Below are 22,395 nucleotides of genomic sequence, written 5' to 3'. Positions count from 1 at the left end.
CAGGTTTCGTGGCGCAATTTCGTGCCGCCGCAACTCATCTCCCCGGATACCGCCTGTGCTGTCTACTGCCAATATCACGATGCAATTCGGCGCCAAGCCGCTCTTCGAGAACATCTCCGTCAAGTTTGGCGGGGGCAACCGCTATGGCCTGATCGGTGCCAACGGTTGTGGCAAATCGACGTTCATGAAGATTCTCGGCAGCGACCTGGAGCCGAGCGCTGGCAACGTCATGCTCGAACCGAACGTGCGTCTGGGCAAGCTCAAGCAGGATCAATTCGCGTATGAAGACATGCGCGTGCTCGACGTCGTGATGATGGGCCACACCGAAATGTGGGCAGCCATGAGCGAGCGCGACGCGATTTACGCCAATCCGGAAGCGACCGACGACGACTACATGCACGCCGCCGAACTCGAAGCGAAGTTCGCCGAGTACGACGGTTATACCGCCGAAGCGCGTGCGGGCGAGTTGCTGCTGGGCGTGGGCATTCCGACGGATCAGCATCAGGGCCCGATGAGCAACGTCGCGCCGGGCTGGAAGCTGCGTGTGCTGCTGGCGCAGGCGCTGTTCTCGAATCCGGACGTGCTGCTGCTCGACGAACCGACCAACAACCTGGACATCAACACGATCCGCTGGCTGGAAGACGTGCTCAATGAGCGCAACTCCACCATGATCATCATCTCGCACGATCGCCACTTCCTGAACGCCGTGTGCACGCACATGGCCGACATGGACTACGGCACGCTCAAGATTTACCCGGGCAACTACGACGACTACATGCTGGCGTCGGCACAGGCCCGTGAGCGTCAGATGGCGGCGAACACCAAGGCAAAGGAACGCATCACCGACTTGCAAGACTTCGTGCGCCGCTTCTCGGCGAACAAGTCGAAGGCACGTCAGGCGACGAGTCGTCTCAAGCAGATCGACAAGATCAAGGTGGAAGACATCAAGCCGTCGTCGCGTCAGAACCCGTTCATCCGTTTCGAGTTCGAGAAGAAGCTGCACAACCTCGCGTTCGAATTCGAGGGCATTTCGAAAGCCTACGACCGTCAGATTTTCAAGAACTTCACCGGCGCAGTGCGCGCGGGTGAACGTGTCGCGATCATCGGTGAGAACGGTGCCGGTAAGACCACGCTGCTGCGCAGCCTGATGGCCGATCTGCCGGTCGACAGCGGCAACGTGAAGTGGGCGGAGAATGCGAACATCGGCTATTTCCCGCAGGATACGTCCGAAGCATTCCCGGAAGACCAGACGCTCACCGACTGGATGACGCAGTGGGGCAAGGAAGGCGACGACGATCAGGTGATCCGTGGCTCGCTGGGCCGTCTGCTGTTCGGTGGCGACGATGTGGGCAAGTCGGTGCGCGTGCTGTCCGGTGGTGAAAAGGGCCGCATGATCTGGGGCAAGCTGATGCTGGGCCGTCACAACGTCATGATGATGGACGAGCCGACCAACCACATGGACATGGAATCGATCGAATCGCTTCAGATCGCGCTCGACAAGTATCCGGGCACGCTGATTTTCGTGTCGCATGACCGCGAATTCGTGTCGGGTCTGGCCACGCGCATCATCGAAGTGAAGAACGACGGTACGCTGGTCGACTACGCTGGTACTTACGAAGAGTACCTGGCCAGCCAGGGCGTGGAAGTCTGACGTTCGCGAACGTTCGATAGATACGCCGTTACGTCGTATCCAGAGCAGGGCGCTTGCATTGCAAGCGCCCTGCTTGCGTTTACGGCGGGCGGACTACAATGACCATTCGTTGCTCAACGCCAGCAGGAGGCAATGCATGAAGACGTACGACAAGTTTTTCATCGACGGACAGTGGGTGACGCCGGTCGGGCGCGGCGCACTGGACGTCTTCCATTCGGCCGACGCGAAGCTCATGGGCCGCATTCCCGAAGGCGCGGCGGAAGATACGGAAGCTGCGATTGCCGCTGCGCGTAAAGCGCGTGACGCATGGGCGGCCACACCGGCTGTCGAGCGTGCCAGTTATCTGCGCAAGATCGCGGCAGGCCTGAAGGCGCGAACCGACGAGCTGGCGCAAGTCATGACGGGCGAGACGGGCATGCCGATCAAGCTCGTGCGCGCCATTCAGGTCGGCGGTCCCGTGTATCACTGGAACAAGTATGCCGAGCTGGCCGAATCGTTCGAGTTCGAGGCGCGCGTCGGCAATTCGCTGGTGGTGCGCGAGCCGGTCGGTGTTGTGGGGGCGATCACGCCGTGGAATTACCCGCTGAACCAGATCACGCTCAAGGTCGCACCGGCGCTGGCTGCCGGTTGCACGGTGGTGTTGAAGCCATCGGAAGTGGCGCCGTTCAATGCTTTCATTCTGGCCGAAGTAATCGAAGCGGCTGGACTGCCGCCGGGCGTTTTCAATCTGGTGACGGGCCTTGGGCCGGTCGTCGGCGAGGTGCTGGCAAGGCATCCGGATGTCGACATGGTGTCTTTCACCGGATCCACGCGCGCGGGCAAACGCGTGTCGGAGGTGGCGTCGCAAACCGTCAAGCGTGTTGCTCTGGAATTGGGTGGGAAGTCGGCTTCGGTGGTGCTCGACGATGCGGACCTTGCCGCAGCCGTCAAGGGAACGCTCAACGCCTGCTATCTGAATTCGGGGCAGACATGTTCCGCACACACGCGCATGCTTGTGCCAGCGTCGCGCTATGACGAGGTCAAGGCATTGGCGAAGGACGCAGTGACACGTTTTACGTTGGGCGATCCGCGCGAGGAAACGACGCGTCTCGGGCCGCTTGCATCGTCTGCGCAACGCGAGCGCGTGCAGACATACATCCGCAAGGGTTTGTCGGAAGGTGCGGAGCTGATTGCCGGTGGGGACACGGTGCCCGAGGGCTTCGAGGCAGGCTTCTTCGTACAGCCGACGGTGCTCGGGCGTGTGACGCCGGACGCCACGGTCGCGCAGGAAGAGATCTTCGGCCCCGTGTTGTCGATCATCACGTATCAGGACGAAGCCGACGCAGTGCGTATCGCCAACAATTCGATCTACGGGTTGGGCGGTGGCGTGTGGTCAGGCGACGAGGCTCGCGCGGTACGTGTGGCGCGTCAGATTCGCACTGGACAGGTCGATATCAATGGCGGGGAGTTCAACGTGCAGGCCCCGTTCGGTGGATTCAAGCAATCGGGACACGGGCGGGAGAACGGCGTGTACGGCTTCGAGGAGTTCCTCGAATACAAGTCGCTTCAGTTCAAGTCTGCGAAGTCGTAGAACTGCTGTCGCAAAAGCGCATCGCCGTGCCTTCGCGGGTGATGCGCTCCCACACCGCTACCTTCTCTTGCTCGGTGAAAAACACCCAGTTGGAGACTTCGTGGGCGGTGCGGCCGCAACCTTTGCAGACGTCGTCGAAAAGTGTCGAGCAAACGCCAATGCAAGGGCTATCGGGGCGGTCGTGCAATTCGGACATAGGGGAGAATTCGGCCAGATCTGGCGGGGTGACACAAGATGTCGCCATTATCGCATCGATGGCCGGGGCGGTTTTGATTCCCCTACGGGGGGCGGCGGACGGTAGACATTTGCGTCCGTTTAAGGTTGGCGAGGGTATTCATTGAGGGGTGACGATCTTTATGCTGCGTAGCTGGCAACTCTTTGCGCTCGGTTCGGCGTTCTTCGCTGCACTGACAGCGATATTCGGCAAACTCGGAGTGGCGCAGGTTAACTCGAACATGGCCACATTGATTCGTACCGTCATCATTTTCGGGGTGACGCTGGCCATCGTCGGCATGCGCGGCGAGTGGCAAAGGCCGACAAGCCTGAGCGCCAACACATGGGTCTTCCTCGTCCTTTCGGGGGTTGCAACGGGGCTGTCGTGGCTCTGCTACTTCCGGGCGTTGCAGTTGGGGCCGGTGTCGGGCGTCGCACCGCTCGACAAGCTCAGTGTGGCGATGGCGATGCTGATCGGCTGGGTCGTGCTTGGCGAGCCGTTCTCGCTTAAGGAGGCGCTCGGCGGCGCGTTGATCGTCGCCGGCGCCCTCGTGCTGGTGCTGTGACGCCTCACCAACGGAACACGCTGTAACCGATGCGCACCTGCGATGGCGAGTGACGGTTGTAGTCGAGCATATCTTCGCCATAGCCAGTGAAATAACCGAGCCAGATATAGCCGCCGGTCCCAGGAATCAGCTTGCCGAGCGGATAGGTGACCTGCACATCCACGCTGCCGTAGTTGCGCTTCATGCCCTTGCGAAGCGTTGCGCCGATCTGCCAGCCGTTGGGCTTGCCCCACAATACGAGCAGGTCCATGTAGCCGCGATAGTCCTGAATATCGGGGTTGTCCTTCTTCTCCAGATAGGCATAGAGCTTCGGCGCGATCGTCCAGTGATACTCGGACGGGTTGCCGAACGTGAGGATCGGTTTAACGAAGACGGTGTTGATGCTGCGCGAGTCGTCGCCTGCTTTGCCGTTGGACTCGTGTTCGATACCCGCCGCGATACCTAGCGACGAGAACCAGCCAGCACGCACACCAGTGTCGGGGACGTAGTAGAAGAAGCTCGGACGGTAATTCGAGTCGCGGAACGGCGCGGATTCGGCTTCCAGATCCCAAATCGACAACTGGGTGTAGCCGAAGTACAAATTGTCGAGGAAGGACTTCGACGAGGGGTTGTCGGGCTTCAGGATGTGGAACTTGAAGCTGAGCTGAAAGCGCGCGTTAGCGTCGCCATTCTTGCCAAACCCGATGTACATCGGTTCATTCGACGAAATACGGGCGAACTCGGCGTCTGCGGTCGGGGCAATGGCGTCGGACGATGTGGCAGCCGGTGCCGCTGCGACTGCGGCAGATGCGGGTGCTGCCGTGCCAGTGCCCGAGGTTGCGCTGCTTTCCGCCGGGATCGGCGCTGCGGCGACCATCGGTTCGGCAGGTGCGGCGCGATCCAGCACCACGGTCGTGATCGAGGCGTCCCAGTCGACCGGCTCGATGCGTACGGAGCCGCGTAACTCTTTCGGCAGGACTGCCGAATAAGAGACACGACGGAACTGTCCGTTGGACAGAGTGAGCTTAGCGGGGGCGAGGGCCGCCCGCTTCAGATGCAGCAGCGTGGGTTTGAAGTCGTCGTTAGAGATGCGAACGACGATTTCCTCCGGCAACTGGATGGTCTTGCGGCCTGGCGAATCCTGTGTGGCCAACAGCATAAGCTGCAATGGTGCGCCGCCAGTGAGGGCGCGCGGCGGTTGGAGTAGTGAGAGATCCGCATGTGCGGCGCTACTCAGGGCCAGGCAGAGGGCGGCTGCGCCGACCTGAATGGCGCGAAGCGGTGATGGGGCGAATGTGGCGAGATTCGTCTTGAACATCGGTCCGGTCTGAGTTGGCGACTTCAGGCCGGGATGCCTGAAGCCGGTTAAGAGCCGCCTCGGGTGAGTACCCGGAGGTCGGATTCGCGGGCGCAGCGATCGCGTCCGCGAGATTTGGCAAGGTACAGCGCCGCGTCGGCACGTTGCAGCCAGGCGTTGTCGTCGTCACCCGCATGCCATTGGGCTACGCCGGCACTTATCGTGAACTGAAGCGTTCGACCGTCGACGTTGATGCGTGATTCGCGAACGGCTTCGCGCAGCCGTTCTGCGGCGTCGAACGCCCGTGCTTCCGTGGCGCCACTCAGGATAATAGCGAATTCTTCGCCCCCCAAACGACCGCAGATGTCATCTTCGCGTAACGATTCGTGACAAAGCCGGACAAAGGTGGCCAATACCGTGTCGCCCAGCGCATGTCCCCACGTGTCGTTGATCTGCTTGAAATGGTCCAGATCGATGAGGATGACACTTGTCGGCACGTCCGCCGAATCCGCTTGCATGACTCCGGCACGCAGGCGCTTGAGGAAGTGGCCGCGTGAAAGCGCGCCGGTCAGTGCGTCGTACTTCACCTCGTGTTCGAGGGCTGCATTTTTCGCCAGCGTGTCCGTCAACTGGAGCTTTTCGCGGCGCAGGTAACGCACGAGCAGGTAGAGTGCACCGGCGGAGCTGAGCAACAACGCGAACACCAGCGCTGCATAGCGTCGCCGTTCGATCGAGAGGCTGCCGAGCGTTGGCGCTTCGCTCATGGTGTAAATCACCATGTCGCCGTCCGAAGACGGTTCGGCATCCAGCAAATAAGGCTGATTGTCTGGGCGCACGCGCACAAGTCGCGCGCTGTGTTCGTTGTCCTCGTCGTCCGGCCCCATTTGCAGGAAGTTGGGAGTGCCGGGTGTCAGATCGTAGTTTTCGATGGGGACGACAGTGAAGTCTTCCTGCAAATACAGATGGCGGCGCTCAGGGCGCGTGAGGTTGAACACTGCCGCACCCGGCACGGCCAGACCGGTGAAGGTCGGGTCATTGGCGAGCACGATCACGCCATTTTTGTCCGTGATGAACGAAGCGCCGCTGTCGACCCAGTGCGACAACCGGCGAATGCCGAGCTTGACGACAACGACGCCGACCAGAATGCCGTCCTGATAGACCGGAGCGGTGAAGTACATGCCGGGCATTCCGGTCTTGCGTCCGGTGACGTATTGCTGCCCTGCGCCACCCAGCACCGCCGTGTTGAAGTAGTAGCGGTCGCCGTAGCGGTCGCCGATCAGCGGGTTCGTGGTATTGAAATCGCTGGACGCAATGGTGATGCCGTCGGGCGTGCCTAACCAGACGAGATCCGCGCCGAAGTAAAGCTGAGAGGAGCGTAGCAGCTCATTGACGGGCTTCAGCACAGGATTTGCCAGCAGCATCTGGCGCGCCTTGTCCTGCGGAACATCGGTCAGCGGATGCTTGGCAATCGTGTTCGCTGCGGACTGAATCTGCTCGATCTGCGCGAGGACCTGCGGGATGCCGCGAATGAGCATCAGGTCCTGATTGACCGTATGAACGGTGCCATGCGCCAGCCGCGTGGCGATGCTGCGCTCCTCGTAAAGCAGGCGCGCGGCGCGGTTCGCCACGAGTTGATCGGCAGCGAAGCGCGCCAGACCCCAGGCGATAAGGACGCACATAAGGACGACGACGCCGCACAGAAAGGCGGAAGCGGCATGTCGACGGGAAAGAAGAGCGTTGACCAACGGCAAAGGCGGTTGCTGACGCGTTTACAGGCGCCCGTGCCAGTCTCGAATGAACGTTTCGATGTGCCCGGGCGGTAAGGGACGCGTGCAATGATACCCCTGCCACGCGTGACAGCCCAGCGAAGCCAGCGCATCGCGTTGCGCACTGGTCTCCACGCCTTCGGCCACCGTTTCGATTTCGAGCTTACGGGCGATGGCGATGATCGCGCGGATCAGTTCGGTGTCGTAGCCGCCGAGCAGCACCCCGGCCACGAACTGGTAGTCGATCTTGACGGTGCCGAACGGCCAGCGCTTGAGCCGCACGAAGCTCGAATAGCCGGTGCCGAAGTCGTCGAGCGACAAGCGCACGCCCATCGCGACGAGTTCGTTCATCAGCGTGGCGGCTTCGTCGAGGTGCGAGATCAGCGACGACTCGGTGATCTCGATCTCCAGCTTGTCCGGAGGCACACGGTGATGTTTAAGGGCGTAGCGAACCGTCTCCAGCGTCTGCACACGCATTTGCTGAGCGGAGAGATTTACGGCCACGCGAGGGTACTCTTCACCGTCCGTATGCCACTTGTCGAGCTGACGGCAGGCTTCATGCAGTGTCCAGTCGCCGATGGGGCCGATGACGTCGCACCGCTCGGCAGCCGGGATGAACTCGCCCGGCATGATCAGCTCGTCATCCCGTTGCCAGCGGATCAGGGCTTCGAGGCCCGTCAACCGATGCGTGCGCATGTCGATCTGCGGCTGATAGTGCAGGCGGAATTCCGAGTCCGAGAGCGCGCGTCCGATGGCGCTGCGCCAGTAATGCTCGTTGCCTGCGTCGTCCGGCGGGGCAATGCCCTCGGTCGGCGCGGCCGGGGCTTCGGTGACGAGAAAGCGCGACGCGCTCTCGCGAATGGCCTGATCGGCGACGTCGGACGTATGTTCAAGCAGGGTGGCCGGCCACACGGGAACCTGCGGTAGGTGCGTGATGCCCGCCGAGACAATCGGATAGAGCAGCCCGTTACCGCATGGCACCGGCGACTCGCCAGCTCGAATGAAGCGGCGCGTGATCTGAACGGCGGCCTCGCGGCTGCTCAGGTCGCGTAGCAGAATCGCGACCTGCTGGTCTGAAACACGGCCGATGAGGTCGCGGCGTCGAATACGCGAGCCGATGCGAAATGCCACCGTCGCGAGCAGATCCGCGTCGGAGATAGCCTGCTGACTGGACGCCTTACGCTGGCCCCGGCCCACGTGCAGCACGACCAGCGCGCTGTGGCTGTTGGGCGGACTCGGCGTCCTCAGCTCAAGACTGAGGGCGCGCAAAAGCCGCTGGCGATCCAGCAGCAAATCGGCGAGGACGACTTGCCGTCGCAGCGCGTTCGTATCGTTCATCTCGGCAGGCAGGCAAACATCGCCTGAACGGTTGAGCGATTATCACCGGTGCGTTCAATGCTGGCGAGGCCATTCAGCAGGAAAAGCCCACGCGTCGAACAGGTCGTGCCGCCAGAAAACCCTTGAATCATGTTCTGCATAAGACGCGTAAATGTGTCGGCCGTCGTGCGAGGGGCGAATCGTGCACACCGACCGGTGCGCCGTTTCCTTCGCGTTCCGGCAGACCGCGCGCAAGGCGTGGCCCGACTAGAAGCTCGTTCCCGGTCGCGAGGCCGGGTCCTTTGACCTTTAACGGCACCCAAATTTGAAAATTGAGTGCGGGTTTCACCTACGGTCAGCTCAGCGTGGGCGCGCCAGCCATTCGCGGCCCCGAAGCATGAAGTCCCAATAAACCTTTGGCAGCACGTATTTTTTCAGGACCCATGCAAAGCGGTTCGCGTGCGTACCGTCGATGGGGAATGTAGGGAGAAGTTTCCCGCCATAGCCGAATTCCGCAAGCACAATCTTGCCGCGCTCCACGGTAAGCGGACAAGCTCCGTACCCGTCGTAATGCAGTGAAAGGGGACGGCCATCCATCGAAGCGAGCAAGTTTTCGGCGACGACAACGGCCTGTTTGCGTGCTGCGGCAGCGGTTTTAGCGTTGGGTGCGGAAATCGCGTCGCCGAGACCAAAGACGTTGGCATAGCGCGCGTGGCGCAGCGTCGCCGGGTCGACTTCACACCAACCGGCGGCGTCGGCCAGCGGGCTCGCTCGCAAGACGTCCGGCGCACTTTGCGGCGGCACCACGTGCAGCAGATCGAACGGCTTGTCGACGAACTGCGATTGCCCGTCAGCATCGAAAATCTCGAAACGCGCCACACGGCGCTCGCCATCCACCGCACGCAGATGCGAGAGGTGATTGAGTGAGATGCGATATCGCTGGACGTACTCCATCAGCGCCGGGATGTAGTCTTTGACGCCGAACAGGGCGGGTGCCACGAGATGAAACTCGATCTTCGTCTTGTCCAGCAGACCGCGTTGACGCCACGTATCGGCTGAGAGATACATGGCTTTCTGCGGGGCACCCGCGCACTTGATCGGCATCGGCGGCTGCGTGAACAGGGCATTGCCGCCCTTGAATTCGCGAACCAGCGACCACGTGTACGGAGCGAGATCGAAGCGGTAATTGGAGGTCACGCCATTGCGGCCGAGCGTTTCACTCAAGCCGTCGATGGCCTCCCAATTCAGTTGCAGCCCGGGGGCCACAATGAGGAAGCGATAGCCGAGGCGACGTCCGTCCGAGAGCAGCACTTGCTGGCGCTCCGGCGCGAAAGCCGTGACCGCGGCCTGGATCCAGTTCACGCCTTCGGGAATCACGCTCGACATCGGGCGGGCCGTGCGGGCGGCGTCGAATTCGCCGGCGCCGACGAGCGTCCAGGCGGGCTGATAGTAATGTGTGTCGGCCGGATCTACGATTGTGATCGAGAGCGTCGGACGGCGGCGGCGCAGGCTTGCGGCAACGGAAATGCCGGCCGCCCCCGCACCCATGATGACGATGTCGGCGTTGCTCTGCGTCGCGGATACATCGCTGGACATAAGGTCTCCGACAAGTGATCAAAAATTGAAACGGATTACGACATATCGATGCGTATTCCGAGCGTTACGTAACACGCCGTGTGAGGCAGTTACGGAGCGTGCGGGACATTCTACGTTCACTTGCCCCTGATTTCGCGGGAAGCGCGCGGATTTCTCACAATTTTTACGTTTTGATCGAATGTGGAACGTTCAGGGCGTATGCCATCTGCGTGAAGACGCCGCGTTTGTTAACGCGCAGGTCGTGCGACGTGTTTTGTATTGTGCGAAGGTGGGCGCGGCGAGTGCCGAAGCGAACGGCGGATGTTGACGCGGGCATCACGTATGTGTTGCCCGGGAATGTTTGCGTAATGTGCAGAATCGGTTTGCGTCGCCTGTGATGCGACGCGAAAAAAAAGGGAACGTTTGCTATTTACGCGTGCGCGTGGCCGTGCCTGTGGTCGTGCTCGCAAGCGACTTCGATGGGTTCCGTCTCGTTGTGACAAGCGCAGGCTTCGCCCTGTGCGCCTTGCATGAGTGCGCGCAAGATGCCGCAGTCGCTTGTTTCATGGCGGCTGCGGCATTGCGCTTGCAGATGCAGAAGCTGCTGCTCCAGCGCCTGCAATTCGTGGATGCGCGTATGCACGCGTGCCAGATGTGCCTCGATCAGTTGGTTGGCGTCTTCACACGTCACGTGGGTGTCGTGCGCCAGTTCGCCGAGTCGTTTGGCATCGGCGAGTGGCATGTCGAGCGAACGGCAGTGACGGATGAAGCGCAGAGCTTCCAGGTGTTCCTCGCCATAGGTGCGATAACCCGCGTCGGTTCGCGGCGGCGGTGGTAGCAGGCCAGCGCGCTCGTAATAGCGGATGGTTTCGACATCGGTGCCCGCCGCCCGGGCCAGTTCTCCGATTTTCATGCTTGACTCCGTAGTCACTACAGGGTTTTGAATGAAGGGTAACACGAATCATGTAACCAGGAGTTCACATGTCGAACCCTTCGGAATCGGCCCGTTCGGCGGGGCTGACGGCTGCGACGGCGGATCGGGAAATGCCCGGCTATGGAAATGGTCCAGCACAAGGTCATGACCACGAGATCTGTCACGGGCATTCGCATGAGCACACGCCGCCGTCACAGGCGCATCGGCATGCCCACCATCACGGCCATCGTCACGACGGTCATGCTCACGACCACGACCACGACCACGACCACGGCCGCCACGGCGTAACCGTCGCCGATGCGCATGACGAAGCGTCGTGCTGTTCCGGCGGCGCAAGTTTTGCGCCGTCGGCACCGGCTCCCACGACGGATGCCCCACAGGCACGCTTTCGCATCGATCAGATGGACTGTCCGACGGAGGAGCGCCTGATTCGCGACCAGCTTGAGCGTCGTCCCGGCGTCGAGACGTTGTATTTCAACCTGCTAAAGCGCGAACTGACGGTCGTTTTCGACAAGCACGCGTCGGCGTCCAACGTCGACCGTGAGCGCGATGCCGTGGCGGAAACTCTGCGCAAACTGGGGATGACGCCGGTGCCGCTTTCCGGCGAGAACGCTGACGCAACTGCACCGCCGCCCGCCAAGCGGACAAGCGACGCTGCCCGGCTCGTCGCAGGTGGTGTGCTGGCTGCCGCGAGCGAAGTCGCGGTCTGGTCCGGCGTGCCGGAGCACAGCCCGTGGGTGGGCGCGATGGTTGTCGCCGCCATCCTTGCGTGCGGTTTGCCGACGCTCAGGAAGGGCTGGATCGCGCTGCGGCACTTCACACTGAACATCCACTTCCTGATGTCGCTTGCCGTGATCGGCGCGATGTTCATCGGTCAGTGGCCCGAAGCGGCCATGGTGATTGTGTTGTTTGCGTTGTCCGAAAAGCTTGAGGCGGCATCGTTGACCCGAGCGCGTCGCGCCGTCGAGGCGTTGATGCGTCTCGCGCCGGATCAGGCGTCGGTGCGGCAGGCCGACGGCACCTGGGCGGATGTCCCTGCCGCAACGCTTGCTGTGGGGGCACGGGTGCGGGCGCGTCCGGGTGAGCGCATTGCGATCGACGGCGTGATCGAGGAGGGTGCGTCGGCACTGAATCAAGCGTCGATTACCGGTGAGAGCGTGCCCGTCGACAAGACGGTTGGGGATGACGTCTACGCAGGCAGCATCAACGAAAGCGGTCTGATCGTGTATCGCACGACCGTCGCCCCTGGCGATACGACGCTCGCGCGCATCGTGCGCATTGTCGAGACGGCCCAGCAGCAACGCTCGCCGACGCAGCGCTTCGTCGACAAGTTCTCGCGCATTTACACGCCGGTTGTGGTGCTTTGCGCGCTGCTGGTCGCGATTGTGCCGCCACTGGCGTTCGGACTGACCTGGTCACCGTGGATCTACAAGGCGCTGGTGATGCTGGTCATTGCGTGCCCCTGCGCGTTGGTGATTTCCACGCCGGTCACGGTCGTAAGCGGGCTGACGGCCGCCGCGCGCGCCGGGATTCTGATTAAGGGCGGGGCATTTCTGGAGAGTGGACGCCTGATCCGTGCGGTCGCGCTCGACAAGACGGGCACGCTCACTCGTGGTGAACCGCGCCTGACCGATGTCGTGCCGTTGCGCGGAACATCTCGTGACGACGCACTGACGCTCGCCGCCGCACTGGACGCCCAGACGACTCACCCGATTGCGCGCGCCGTCGTCGACGGTCACGCGCAGGCGGGGCTTGGGACGTTGCCGTCTGTGACGGATTTCGAGGCGCTGGTGGGCATGGGGGTGAAGGGACGTGTCGGCGAAACGCTTTACTACCTCGGCAATCATCGTCTGATCGAATCGCTGGGGGTGTGCAATGCCGAGGTGGAAGCCGAACTGACGCGTCTTGAAGCGCAGGCGCGTACCGCTATCGTGCTGGCAAGCGAAACGCAGGCGCTGGCGGTACTGGCCGTGGCCGATACGCTGCGGGAGGAAAGCCGTGAGGCCATTGCTCAGTTGACGAAAATGGGTGTGCGCACCGTCATGCTGACGGGAGACAACCGGGCCACCGCTCAGGTCATCGGTGAGCAATCGGGTGTGAGCGATGTGCGCGCCGAAATGCTGCCGGAAGACAAGTGGCAAGCCGTGTCGTCGCTGCGTGAAGCGTACGGAAACGTAGGGATGGTGGGCGATGGCATCAACGATGCGCCCGCGCTGGCGGCGGCCGATGTCGGCTTCGCGATGGGTGTGACGGGCACGGACAGCGCGCTCGAGACCGCTGACGTTACGCTGATGGACGACGATTTGCGCAAATTGCCAGCGTTTTTGGCACTTTCGCGACGCTCGGCGACGGTGCTCAAGCAGAACATCGCTGTCGCTCTCGGCATCAAGGCGGTGTTTTTCGCACTCGCGGTAATGGGGCTGGCGTCGCTGTGGATGGCAGTGTTTGCGGACGTGGGCGCAAGTTTGCTCGTGATCGCCAACGGCATGCGTCTGCTTCGTACCAAGGTCGCCTGAGCCGCGTGACGTTGGGTTGCCTGATGCCTACGCCTTGCGCATGCCGCGCTCAAGGCGATGGGCGTCGGGCAATTGGCATAGCGCGTGCGCGGCGCGGCTGGTGGAGTTGATGATGATCGCGTCAAGGCGTGCCGTCAGCGTCTCCCGGTGCTCTGTTGAGATGGGCATGTCTTCCAGCGCCCGCTGCGCGAGCGCAGCGTCGTTGATATGCCCGAGCAACGATTGCGCAGTGCGCAACGTTTCGTGATAAGACGAGCTAACCGACTTTCGCAGCCACGGCGTGAGCGCCTCGGCGCTGTAACGCGCCTTCTTGATCTTCACGCGCAACGCGTGCAACTGCTCGGTATCGAGCATCGCCAACTGACGACAATCAGGAAACAGCCCAATGTATCGTGCGCGGAGCACGTTATGCGCGTGTTTCGCCAGTGCACGTGGACGCTTGCCGGGCGTACGGGACGGACGTCGCAAGGCTTTGGCTGCGCGCGCATCGGCCGTACCGTTGTCGTGAACGCCAAAGGCATCGCGCAACAGCCCATGCAACGCGCGTTGGCGATCGCTCGTCAGCGCGGCGGCGGCTTGCGCCCGGGCGTCGCTGCGAACCTTCGACAGATGCGCATCGATTGCAATCCAGGCGACATCCGGATATTCGAGGCGTAAGGCCGGGAGTGTCTCGGTGGTCAAAACATCTGCGTCGCGCAGGGGGCCCATCGAATGCCCGAGCCAACGCAGCTCGGCGACAAGTTGACGGTGCCAGCGCGGTTTGAGCCACGGCGAGTAGATGTCGATCAGCGCACGAAGGCGACGCGTCGCAATGCGCAGTTGATGGACGGCTTCAGGAGGAATGCTGTCGATGTTGGCGGCGTCTTCTGCCGCATCCGGCAGCGCTGGCCATTGCGTCAATGCAGACGCCACATGTATGACCAGCAGACGAGACGCCGACATACGCCGCATTTGGGCCGGCGACGGCAGTGCAACTTCCTCTGCCTGACGAGAGACGGCAGCGGAGAAAATTTTGGAAGAGGCGGCGGAGGCCGCTAGCGGCGCGCGTGTCATGTTACGCAACATAGCATAGTTGCCTGAGCGTATGACGCGGCAAAGCGGGTGCAGCACTTTGTCGCGGGCACCTGCTTTCCGCAGAGCGGGGTGCAGGCCACCCGCGAGGCACGCAGCGTCACATCAGTCGTGGTCCTCGCGAGAGGATGACGTGACACCTTCTCATTGCTGCGCATGGCGAATCGGGATTCAAGCGCGGGATTCAGACGCGGAATCCAGCAGGAATCCTGTCGAAATCGCAGTCGAAAGCGACGGCCGAGTGCGAGCAAAAAGATAGGCCGGCACGGAGGCCGGCCTGCGCGCAACTGGTTTTACTTCTTGTTCACAGCGTCCTTGAACGCCTTGCCAGCCGTGAACTTCACGGTCTTGGCTGCCGGGATCTTGATCGCTTCGCCAGTCTTCGGGTTGCGGCCGGTACGCGCAGCGCGCTTGCCCGAACCGAACGAGCCGAAGCCGATCAACTGAACCGAGTCACCCTTGGCGACTGCCTTCTTGACGGTCTCGAGCAGAGCGTCGATGGTTTCGCCAGTTTGAGCCTTGCTTGCACCCGTAACACCAGCGACGGCGTCGATCAGTTCCTGTTTGTTCATGTGTGTTTCCCTTGAGAGGTGGTGAATACCGGCGATAACTCTAACACTTTCGCCATTTGACGAGTGTCGGTGTTGTATCCGCGCCATAAGGCACGCGGCACACGCCAGAATGTCGCCTTCGCGGCACGTCACGCGAACCTGATCCGGAGACCGGTTTCGTCACGCATCGTGAGGGCGCCGGCACTGGCCGGGCAGCCGCATTATAGAGCCTTCGGCGGGCTGTGGGCCAGTCCTGACAACGGTTTGCGGCGATTTTGTTGTGCAATGCCGCGTACTTTCTTGTTCTTGATGGCAAAACCCCGGTATCTGCGGGCATCTCCGGTCATGCCCCCGCGCAATCCCTTGCTGGGCGGGCTTTGGGAGTTTCCCTAGCGTTTTAGTGCTTGCGCGGACGGGCGTCTTTTGGTTGGTCATTCGCGTGTCATTTACGATGGCTAGCGTGACGCCGCAAATCGACATTGAGGAACCGCTTCATGCTGCTCTGTCAGATCACCGACCTCCACATCACGCGTCCCGGCATGCTCGCTTGCGGACGCGTCGACACCGCGCGCGCCTTGCGCAATGCAATCGCGACCATCAATCGCTGGACGCCACGGCCTGACGCCGTCATCGCCACGGGCGATCTGATCGACACACCGCATCTATCGGAATACGAAGTACTTCGCGAGTGCCTGGCGGACCTCGAAATACCGCTCTACCTGGTGGTCGGCAATCATGATCATCGTGAAGGGCTGCGCGATGCTTTCCCGGAACATGCCTATCTGCATACGAACGATACGTTCGTGCAATACCGCGTCGACCTTGGGCCGCTCACTGTGTTGACCCTCGACACGCAAGACCCGCCGAGCGCGGGCGGCCATTTGTGCGACGCGCGACTCGCATGGCTCGACGCACAGCTGCACGCCTGCGAGGGACGCCCGACGATCATTGCCATGCACCATCCGCCGTTCGATACGGGCATCGAGTTCATGGACGGCTACGGCCTTTCTGCGCAAGGGCGTGCAGGCTTTGCGCAGGTGATATCGCAGCATCGTCACATCGAGCGGGTGATCTGCGGGCATCTGCATCGCAGCATTCATGCGAGCGTGGAAGGTGCGCCGGGGATCATGGCGAGTACGTGTGTGTCGACCGCGCATCAGATCACGCTCGGGCTGGCCGCGGGTGCGCCGGGCTCGGTCACGCTGGAGCCGCCGGGCTTCGCCATGCACCTGTGGCAACCGGGCGCGGGCGTGCGTACCCATCTCGCTTACGTCGGTCCGCACGAGGGGCCGTTTTCGTTCGACGGGGAACCCCGGTAAGGGGCGGCTTGCGTCGGTATCCTGAGTATTCATGCGGGTTGGCGGCGAGAAAACATGGGGACGAAAGTAGGACTACGCGTGTGTAAAGTGCTTCTCCATTAAACATACGAGATCAGTTCGGATCAGCAGTCAAAGGCCGTCCCGGAGCGCAACATTCGCGGGACGGGAGCGACGGGTCTTTCACAGGAACTGTCGATCCGTGGCCCATGACCCAGGCATGAATGAAAAGGCCGGGCAGGGCGCTTTCTGATAACGGGGAATCATGCATACCGACGCCGAACCGGCGAGCGCCCATCGCGCCGGTGCTTCGTCATCTCCTTCCGCTTCTTCGGCTTCCGGTGCATCGACGTCATCACCGTCGCCATCGTCATCGACGACGCGCGTACGCCGATCGCAACCGCTCGGAAATCTGGGACGCTGGGGGCGGCGGGTTGCACCGGCCATGTCGCGTCCCTTCGCGCTGCTGGAGGTTTTGATCGCCACGCTGATCGCGGTGCTCGTGGCCTGGCGGCTGCGTCCCGACGATCCTTTACTGCTCACCACGCAATTCCCGTGGCTCTGGCTCGTTTCGCTCATTGGCGCCTTGCGCTACGGCTCGCTGGCCGGGGCGGCGAGCGGTGCCATGCTCATGGCGGCGTGGCATGTCCTGTGCGGCGCTTCCGGCACGCCATTTCCGATGGCGCACTTTGCGGGCGGTATGACGATGGCGCTCGTCGCCGGTCACTTCTGTGACATCTGGTCCCATCGCGCGCTCAGATCGCAGGGCATCAACGCTTACTACAGCGACCGCCTCGTCGCGATTACCCACAATCACTATTTGCTGCGCGTGTCTCATGAGCGACTGGAGCGCGATCTGCTTGCGCGTCCCGTCACGTTGCGCGATGCATTGACGCGGCTGCGTGACCTCACCGTAAGGCGTTCGGGCGATGTTCATGGCGCGCCCGGCGGTCTGCCCAACGCACAACCGATGCTCGAATTCGCTGCGCTGACATGCCAGATCGAAGTTGCCGCGTTGTTCCCGGTGCGTGGAGACCGGCTGACGGCGACGCCCATCGCGCGGGTCGGAGAAGGGTTCGAACCGGACGTCGACGACCCGTTGGTTCGGCACTGTCTGCGCGAAGGCGCGCTAGCTCACGTGAAGGCCGACGATGCCGCCAGCGACGGCAGCCCCTATCTGGCCTGTGTGCCGCTGCTTGACGCCGAAGGGGCGCTGACCAGCGTTCTGATCGTGCGCCGCATGCCGTTCCTCGCGCTCAATCACGACAACCTGCAACTGTTGTTGGTGCTGCTCGCGTACTACGCCGACGGCGTCGCGCATCAGCCGCTCGTGGCGAGCGTCAGAGCATTGGTGCCACAAGCCCCGTATGACTTCGCCCTCGAACTCGGACGGCTCGCGCGCCTCAAGCGCGCAAGCGGCATCGAGTCGTCGCTGGTTGCGCTGGCGTTTCCGCGCGGCGCACGAGGCGACTCGTTGTTCGAGCAGACGGTGCGCCAGCGCCGGGCACTCGACGCCATGTGGACGATCGGCACGCCGCGCCGGCAAATCGCCATCGCACTCATGCCCATCACGGATGAGCACGGGATTGACGGTTATCTGATGCGTGTGGAGACGTTGCTGCGTCAGCAGTACGACGTCGATTTTCAGAGCGGCCATATTGCCGTGCACACCGCACATGTCGACGCCGACACCCCGGGCGAGGGCCTGCTCAAGCTGATGGAGCGCTGCGTCGATCATGCCTGAGCGCCATTCGACGAGCGGATCCGCAAGCGCTGTCTGGCGACTCCGGCAACGGGGCGCGGCGCGTGGTGTGCGCGTCATCCGCTGGGCGCTGACGCTGGCCTTGGCGGTGCTCGCCGTCGCCGCGCAGTGGCACGTGCTGCGACTCGTTTTGCAGACGGCAACGTGGGACACGCCGTTCATCGCGTCGGCCGCCACCGGCCTTGTTCGCGATGCCATGCCTGTTGTACTGGCATGGCAAGCGATCGCTGCACTGCTTGCCGGTGGGTTCGTGACGTGCGCGCTGCCTGCGAGCTATCGCGACCGTCGCGGCTTATTCGGGCATATCGCGCTGGCGACCTTTTTCCTGCCGGTGGCGGGCATGGTCGTCGTGATCGGTGTGCTGCTGATGGGGTATCTGTTCCCACCGGCGCGCGAGTCGCTGCCAGCGGGCCGCGTGGAGACACCGGGTTTCGTCTCGCACCTGGTGGCGCGTGTGCGTCACGGTGCGGGCATGCGTCTGCGCGCCCGGCTGCGCAACGTGCAGGGCGAGCGGGACGACCGCGTTGCTGCCCTGATCTCCGTGCAGGCGCTGCCATCGCGGGTCACGAGCGAGATTGCGCGCGACCTGCTGGCGGACCCGGTGGAGGAGGTGCGCCTGCTCGCGTACGGCATTCTCGACGGAATGGAGAAGCGGATCATGCAGCAGATCTTCGTGATGCGCGACCGGCACGAGGCGGCCGAGGACGACGATGAACGCGCACACGCCTGCGTCTGTCTCGCGCAACTCTACTGGGAACTGATTTACCAGAACCTCGTGCGTGGTGAGGTCCTGCGCTTCACGCTGGAGCGCGTGGAGAAGTTCGCGCGCGACGCACTTGAGCAGCACGAAGACGATGCGTCCATGTGGTATCTGCTGGGCCGCTGTGCGCTGATGCGCGAGAACCCCGAAGTGGCCGAAATGCACTTGCGTCAGGCGCAGTTCCACAGCTTTCCGACCGAGCGCCTGTTGCCGTGGCTGGCGGAAGCCGCGTTCCAGCGGCGTCGGTATGACCGCGTTTCGCTGTTGCTGGGCGGGCTGGGCGCCGGTGTGACCGGGGCGAGGGGCGTGTCCAATGTCACGGCCTCGCCGGTCGTTCAACCCGTCGTGCGCTTCTGGACGCGCTGAATCCCATGGCTTCGTCCAAGTTCCACGCGACGCCCGAACCATCGTCCCGCATCGGGGCGGACATCGCAACGACGGCCGCAATGGCAGACGTTGCGCTCTTGCTCGAAGGCACCTTTCCGTACGTGCGTGGCGGCGTGTCGTCCTGGGTCGACCAGTTGATCCGGGCATTTCCTGACCTGACGTTCTCCGTCGTGTTCATCGGCAGCCGCCGCGAGGATTACGGTGCGCCGGTCTACCCGTTGCCCGCGAACGTCACGCATTTCGAAGCGCATTACCTTTACGAGACGGATGCGCCGTCCGCGACGCCAACGGACGTTGAAGACACGCGCACTGCATCCCGGAAAAGCGCGGGCGACGCCGAAGCCTTTGCCTGCATCGCCCGGATGCACGATCTGTTTCGTCAGCGGTACGAGAGCCGGTCGGGCGGGGCGGGTGACGCGCGGATAGCGGACGTTGCGGGGTACATGACAGTCGATGGCCTGCGCAGCATGCTTGCGCACCTCCTTCCGCTGCTGCGCGACGGCCAGCCGCTGTCGTCTTCGGCGTTCCTGCACAGCGAACGGTCCTGGGAATTCATCACCGAGCGATACGAGAGGTTTTGCCATGACCCGTCGTTCACGGACTACTTCTGGACGATTCGCGCGATGCATCGTCCGATCTGGCAACTCGCACGCATCGCCAGTGCGTTGCCGCCCGCCCGCATGTATCACACGGTGTCGACGGGCTACGCGGGGTTGCTCGGCGCAATGCTGCGCATGACGAGCGGGCGAGCATTGCTGGTGACCGAACACGGCAGCTACACGAAGGAGCGCAAGCTCGACCTGCTGCAAAGCGAGTGGTTGCGAGACAACCGGGGGCCATTCGAGCGCGACATCTCGCGTGTGGGTTACTTCCAAAATCTCTGGATGCGGTTCTTCGAAGCCATCGGGCGGGTCTGCTACGACACGGCAAACGAGATTGTGTCGCTATACGAGGGCAATCGGCTGCGACAGATCGACGACGGCGCGCCTGCGCACAAGACGCGATGCATCGCCAACGGGGTCGACATTGCACGCTTTGCGGCGCTTCGGGAGAAACGCGTCAAAGGTGTGGGGGGCGTGGCGCACGACGACATCCCACCCGTCGTTGCACTAATCGGGCGCGTGGTGCCGGTCAAGGACATCAAGACCTTCCTGCGCGCGCTCTTCATCGCTTATCGTGCACGGCCCGATGTGCAGGGTTGGATCGTCGGCCCGGACACCGAAGACCGGGCGTATGCACAGGAGTGCCGCGACCTCGCGGCGAGTCTGGGGATGGAGTATCAGGTGAGGTTCATGGGCTATCGCGCGGTCGAGTCGGTGTTGCCGCAGATCGGCGTGCTGGCGCTGTCGTCGGTGTCCGAGGCGTTACCGCTGGTGATGCTCGAAGCGGCGGCCGCCGGGGTGCCGGCGGTAGCGACGGACGTCGGGGCATGCCGTCAACTGATCGAGGGCGGCGACCCGGAAGACCGCGCGCTCGGGCGGTCGGGGCGCATTGTGCCGATGGCCGACCCCGAAGCGCTTGCCGCCGCCATCGTCGACGTGATGGAGCCGTCGGCATGGCAGGCCGCAAGCGTTGCCGGTATCGCGCGCGTCGAACGGCACTATCGCCTCGACACCGTTCGCGATGCCTATCGCACGCTGTATCGACGCTGGATGAACGAAGACGGTACGCCCGGCATGCCGGACACTCCGGGAGGTGAGCGCTGATGGCCGGGATCGGGTTCGAACTTCGGCGTCTGCTACGCAGCGACACGCTGTCGGGCACGTTCGCGGCCTACAGCTACGCCGGAATCATCAGTGCAGGCCCGCTGGTGCTGTCGATGGTCGGCGTGGTGCTGGTCGGGTTGATGAGTCTTGCGCACGTGCATCCGCAGGTCGTCCTCACGCAGTTTCAGGTGTCGGTGACGTACCTGATCGCGTCGAGCGTGATCGTGACCGGGCTGATCCAGCTCGCCTTCACGCGTTATCTGAGCGACCGGCTCTTCGCCGGAGAGCCGCAGGCAGTGATGCCGTCTTTCAACGCCGTGTCGCTCGTGACGACGGTCGTGCTCGGCGGCATTGGCCTGTTGCTGTCGCAAACGCTTTTCGTCGACCAGCCGCTGACCTATCGCTGGCTGATGTGGATCGGCTTTGTGCTGCTGGGCAACCTCTGGATCGTGGTGCTGTTTCTGACGAGCGTGAAGCAGTACCGGGCGATTCTCGGCGTGTTCTGCGCAGGCTACAGTCTGACCGTCGTCTGCGCGGTGCTGCTGGGACGGTTCGGCCTGACTGGCCTGCTGGGCGGCTTCGTCATCGGTCACACGGCGCTGCTACTCGGGTTCACGGTCATCGTCGCGCGCAACTACCGTACGTCCACGTGGCTTTCATGGGCGGTGTTCGTGCCGCGCAATCTGAGGCTCTCGCTCGTTGGTGTCGGCGTCTGCTTCGGGCTGGGCGTGTGGATCGACAAGCTGATGTTCTGGGCGTGGCCTGCGACCGGCATGACGGTGATCGGCCCGCTGCGGGCCGCACCCCTCTACGATCTGCCGGTCTTCCTGTCCTATCTTTGCGTGATCCCGGGGATGGCGGTGTTCCTGCTGCGCATCGAAACCGACTTCGCCGAGGCTTACACCGCTTTTTTCGACGCGGTGCGTCACGGCGGCACGCTGTGCCAGATTTCGGCGTCGCGGGTGCTGATGGTACGTGCCGTGCGTACTGGTCTGTACGAGATTCTGAAGGTGCAGGCCGTCGTGACGCTGCTCGTCTTTGCGTTCGGCGAAGATATGCTGCGGCTCGTCGGCGTGCCTGGCGGATGGCAGACGCTGCTACGTATCGACGTCGTCTCGGCCGGTTTGCAAGTCCTCCTGCTCGGCGTGCTAAACGTGTTGTTCTACCTCGATCGACGTCGCGACGTGCTGATCCTGACGGCCATGCTGGTGTGTCTGAATGCCCTGTTCACCGGGGTCAGTCTGGTCTACGGGCCCGCGCTGTACGGCTACGGGTTTGCGCTTGCACTGCTGTGCGTGCTGGCGCTCGGCGCGCATCGGCTGACGCGGCGACTCGCGGCGCTCGAATACGATACTTACATGGGGCCGAACGTCTGAACGGCTATGGGGCCCGGCGCAGCGGCCGTCAGTGGCATGGCGTGGACGGCTGGAGTAAGATGCCGGGTCTCGCGATTGCAAT

Annotated in this window: 18 protein-coding genes; 9 read left to right on the top strand and 9 right to left on the bottom strand. The window is 62.8% G+C overall.

The window, feature by feature from the left end:
* Positions 1-55 precede the first annotated feature (55 nt).
* Both PAN31117_RS09955 and PAN31117_RS09950 read left to right on the top strand, forming a co-directional pair.
* Positions 56-1,651: an ABC-F family ATPase gene (locus PAN31117_RS09955; protein ID WP_150738042.1), complete on the top strand. Its 1,596-nt coding sequence runs from the start codon at positions 56-58 to the stop codon at positions 1,649-1,651.
* Between the two features lie 136 nt (positions 1,652-1,787).
* Positions 1,788-3,221 carry an aldehyde dehydrogenase family protein gene (locus PAN31117_RS09950; protein WP_150738041.1) on the top strand — a complete coding sequence of 478 codons (1,434 nt, stop codon included), beginning with the start codon at positions 1,788-1,790 and terminating at the stop codon, positions 3,219-3,221.
* On the opposite strand, the gene PAN31117_RS09945 is transcribed toward PAN31117_RS09950, so the two are convergent.
* Positions 3,202-3,417 carry a DUF1289 domain-containing protein gene (locus PAN31117_RS09945; RefSeq protein ID WP_150738040.1) on the bottom strand — a complete coding sequence of 72 codons (216 nt, stop codon included), beginning with the start codon at positions 3,415-3,417 and terminating at the stop codon, positions 3,202-3,204. The genes PAN31117_RS09950 and PAN31117_RS09945 overlap by 20 nt on opposite strands.
* A gap of 160 nt (positions 3,418-3,577) precedes the next feature.
* Here PAN31117_RS09945 and PAN31117_RS09940 point away from each other — a divergent pair, with 160 nt between their 5' ends.
* Entirely contained in the window at positions 3,578-4,000 is a 423-nt protein-coding gene (locus PAN31117_RS09940; protein ID WP_174984390.1) for an EamA family transporter, read from the top strand.
* Between the two features lie 4 nt (positions 4,001-4,004).
* Here the strand turns inward: PAN31117_RS09940 and PAN31117_RS09935 are convergent, their stop codons facing one another.
* The 6 genes from PAN31117_RS09935 to PAN31117_RS09915 all read right to left on the bottom strand — a co-directional run bounded on the left by PAN31117_RS09935 (position 4,005) and on the right by PAN31117_RS09915 (position 10,847).
* Positions 4,005-5,297 carry a phospholipase A gene (locus PAN31117_RS09935; RefSeq protein ID WP_150738039.1) on the bottom strand — a complete coding sequence of 431 codons (1,293 nt, stop codon included), beginning with the start codon at positions 5,295-5,297 and terminating at the stop codon, positions 4,005-4,007.
* 47 nt (positions 5,298-5,344) lie between these two features.
* Positions 5,345-6,955: a sensor domain-containing diguanylate cyclase gene (locus PAN31117_RS09930; protein WP_150738038.1), complete on the bottom strand. Its 1,611-nt coding sequence runs from the start codon at positions 6,953-6,955 to the stop codon at positions 5,345-5,347.
* Positions 6,956-7,045: 90 nt separating this feature from the next.
* On the bottom strand, positions 7,046-8,380 hold the full coding sequence (locus PAN31117_RS09925) for a putative bifunctional diguanylate cyclase/phosphodiesterase (RefSeq protein WP_052252903.1): 1,335 nt from the start codon (positions 8,378-8,380) through the stop codon (positions 7,046-7,048).
* Positions 8,377-8,520, bottom strand: coding sequence for a hypothetical protein (locus PAN31117_RS27340; protein ID WP_217429644.1), 144 nt, complete (start codon positions 8,518-8,520; stop codon positions 8,377-8,379). The genes PAN31117_RS09925 and PAN31117_RS27340 overlap by 4 nt, the downstream gene beginning before the upstream one ends.
* 199 nt (positions 8,521-8,719) lie before the next feature.
* Complete coding sequence (locus PAN31117_RS09920) at positions 8,720-9,955, bottom strand: NAD(P)/FAD-dependent oxidoreductase (protein WP_150738037.1); 1,236 nt, start codon at positions 9,953-9,955, stop codon at positions 8,720-8,722.
* A 409-nt stretch (positions 9,956-10,364) separates the two neighbouring features.
* A complete protein-coding gene (locus PAN31117_RS09915) occupies positions 10,365-10,847 on the bottom strand; it encodes a Cd(II)/Pb(II)-responsive transcriptional regulator (RefSeq protein ID WP_150738036.1) in 483 nt (160 codons plus the stop codon).
* Between the two features lie 68 nt (positions 10,848-10,915).
* On the opposite strand from PAN31117_RS09915, the gene PAN31117_RS09910 reads away from it, so the two are divergent.
* Positions 10,916-13,384, top strand: coding sequence for a heavy metal translocating P-type ATPase (locus PAN31117_RS09910; RefSeq protein ID WP_370855740.1), 2,469 nt, complete (start codon positions 10,916-10,918; stop codon positions 13,382-13,384).
* Positions 13,385-13,411: 27 nt separating this feature from the next.
* Here the strand turns inward: PAN31117_RS09910 and PAN31117_RS09905 are convergent, their stop codons facing one another.
* A complete protein-coding gene (locus PAN31117_RS09905; RefSeq protein ID WP_174990902.1) occupies positions 13,412-14,326 on the bottom strand; it encodes a CHAD domain-containing protein in 915 nt (304 codons plus the stop codon).
* A 422-nt stretch (positions 14,327-14,748) separates the two neighbouring features.
* Positions 14,749-15,027 (bottom strand): HU family DNA-binding protein, encoded by a 279-nt coding sequence (locus tag PAN31117_RS09900; protein ID WP_039398613.1) that lies wholly within the window; start codon positions 15,025-15,027, stop codon positions 14,749-14,751.
* A 473-nt stretch (positions 15,028-15,500) separates the two neighbouring features.
* Here PAN31117_RS09900 and PAN31117_RS09895 point away from each other — a divergent pair, with 473 nt between their 5' ends.
* From PAN31117_RS09895 to pelG, 5 genes are all read left to right on the top strand, one after another.
* Positions 15,501-16,325, top strand: coding sequence for a phosphodiesterase (locus PAN31117_RS09895; RefSeq protein ID WP_150738034.1), 825 nt, complete (start codon positions 15,501-15,503; stop codon positions 16,323-16,325).
* A gap of 442 nt (positions 16,326-16,767) precedes the next feature.
* On the top strand, positions 16,768-18,066 hold the full coding sequence (locus PAN31117_RS09890) for a PelD GGDEF domain-containing protein (RefSeq protein ID WP_246189000.1): 1,299 nt from the start codon (positions 16,768-16,770) through the stop codon (positions 18,064-18,066).
* Positions 18,059-19,210 carry a lipopolysaccharide N-acetylglucosaminyl transferase gene (locus PAN31117_RS09885; RefSeq protein ID WP_150738032.1) on the top strand — a complete coding sequence of 384 codons (1,152 nt, stop codon included), beginning with the start codon at positions 18,059-18,061 and terminating at the stop codon, positions 19,208-19,210. Before PAN31117_RS09890 ends, PAN31117_RS09885 begins: the two co-directional genes overlap by 8 nt.
* 80 nt (positions 19,211-19,290) lie before the next feature.
* Positions 19,291-20,937: a GT4 family glycosyltransferase PelF gene (gene pelF / locus PAN31117_RS09880; protein WP_150738081.1), complete on the top strand. Its 1,647-nt coding sequence runs from the start codon at positions 19,291-19,293 to the stop codon at positions 20,935-20,937.
* The gene (pelG, locus tag PAN31117_RS09875; protein WP_150738031.1) at positions 20,937-22,313 is read left to right on the top strand and encodes an exopolysaccharide Pel transporter PelG; all 1,377 of its coding nucleotides are present in this window, start codon (positions 20,937-20,939) and stop codon (positions 22,311-22,313) included. The genes pelF and pelG overlap by 1 nt, the downstream gene beginning before the upstream one ends.
* The last annotated feature ends 82 nt before the right edge of the window (positions 22,314-22,395 follow it).

This window comes from Pandoraea anapnoica, from assembly GCF_902459765.1.
Classification (GTDB): domain Bacteria; phylum Pseudomonadota; class Gammaproteobacteria; order Burkholderiales; family Burkholderiaceae; genus Pandoraea; species Pandoraea anapnoica.
This window is presented reverse-complemented; position numbering and strand designations above follow the sequence as displayed.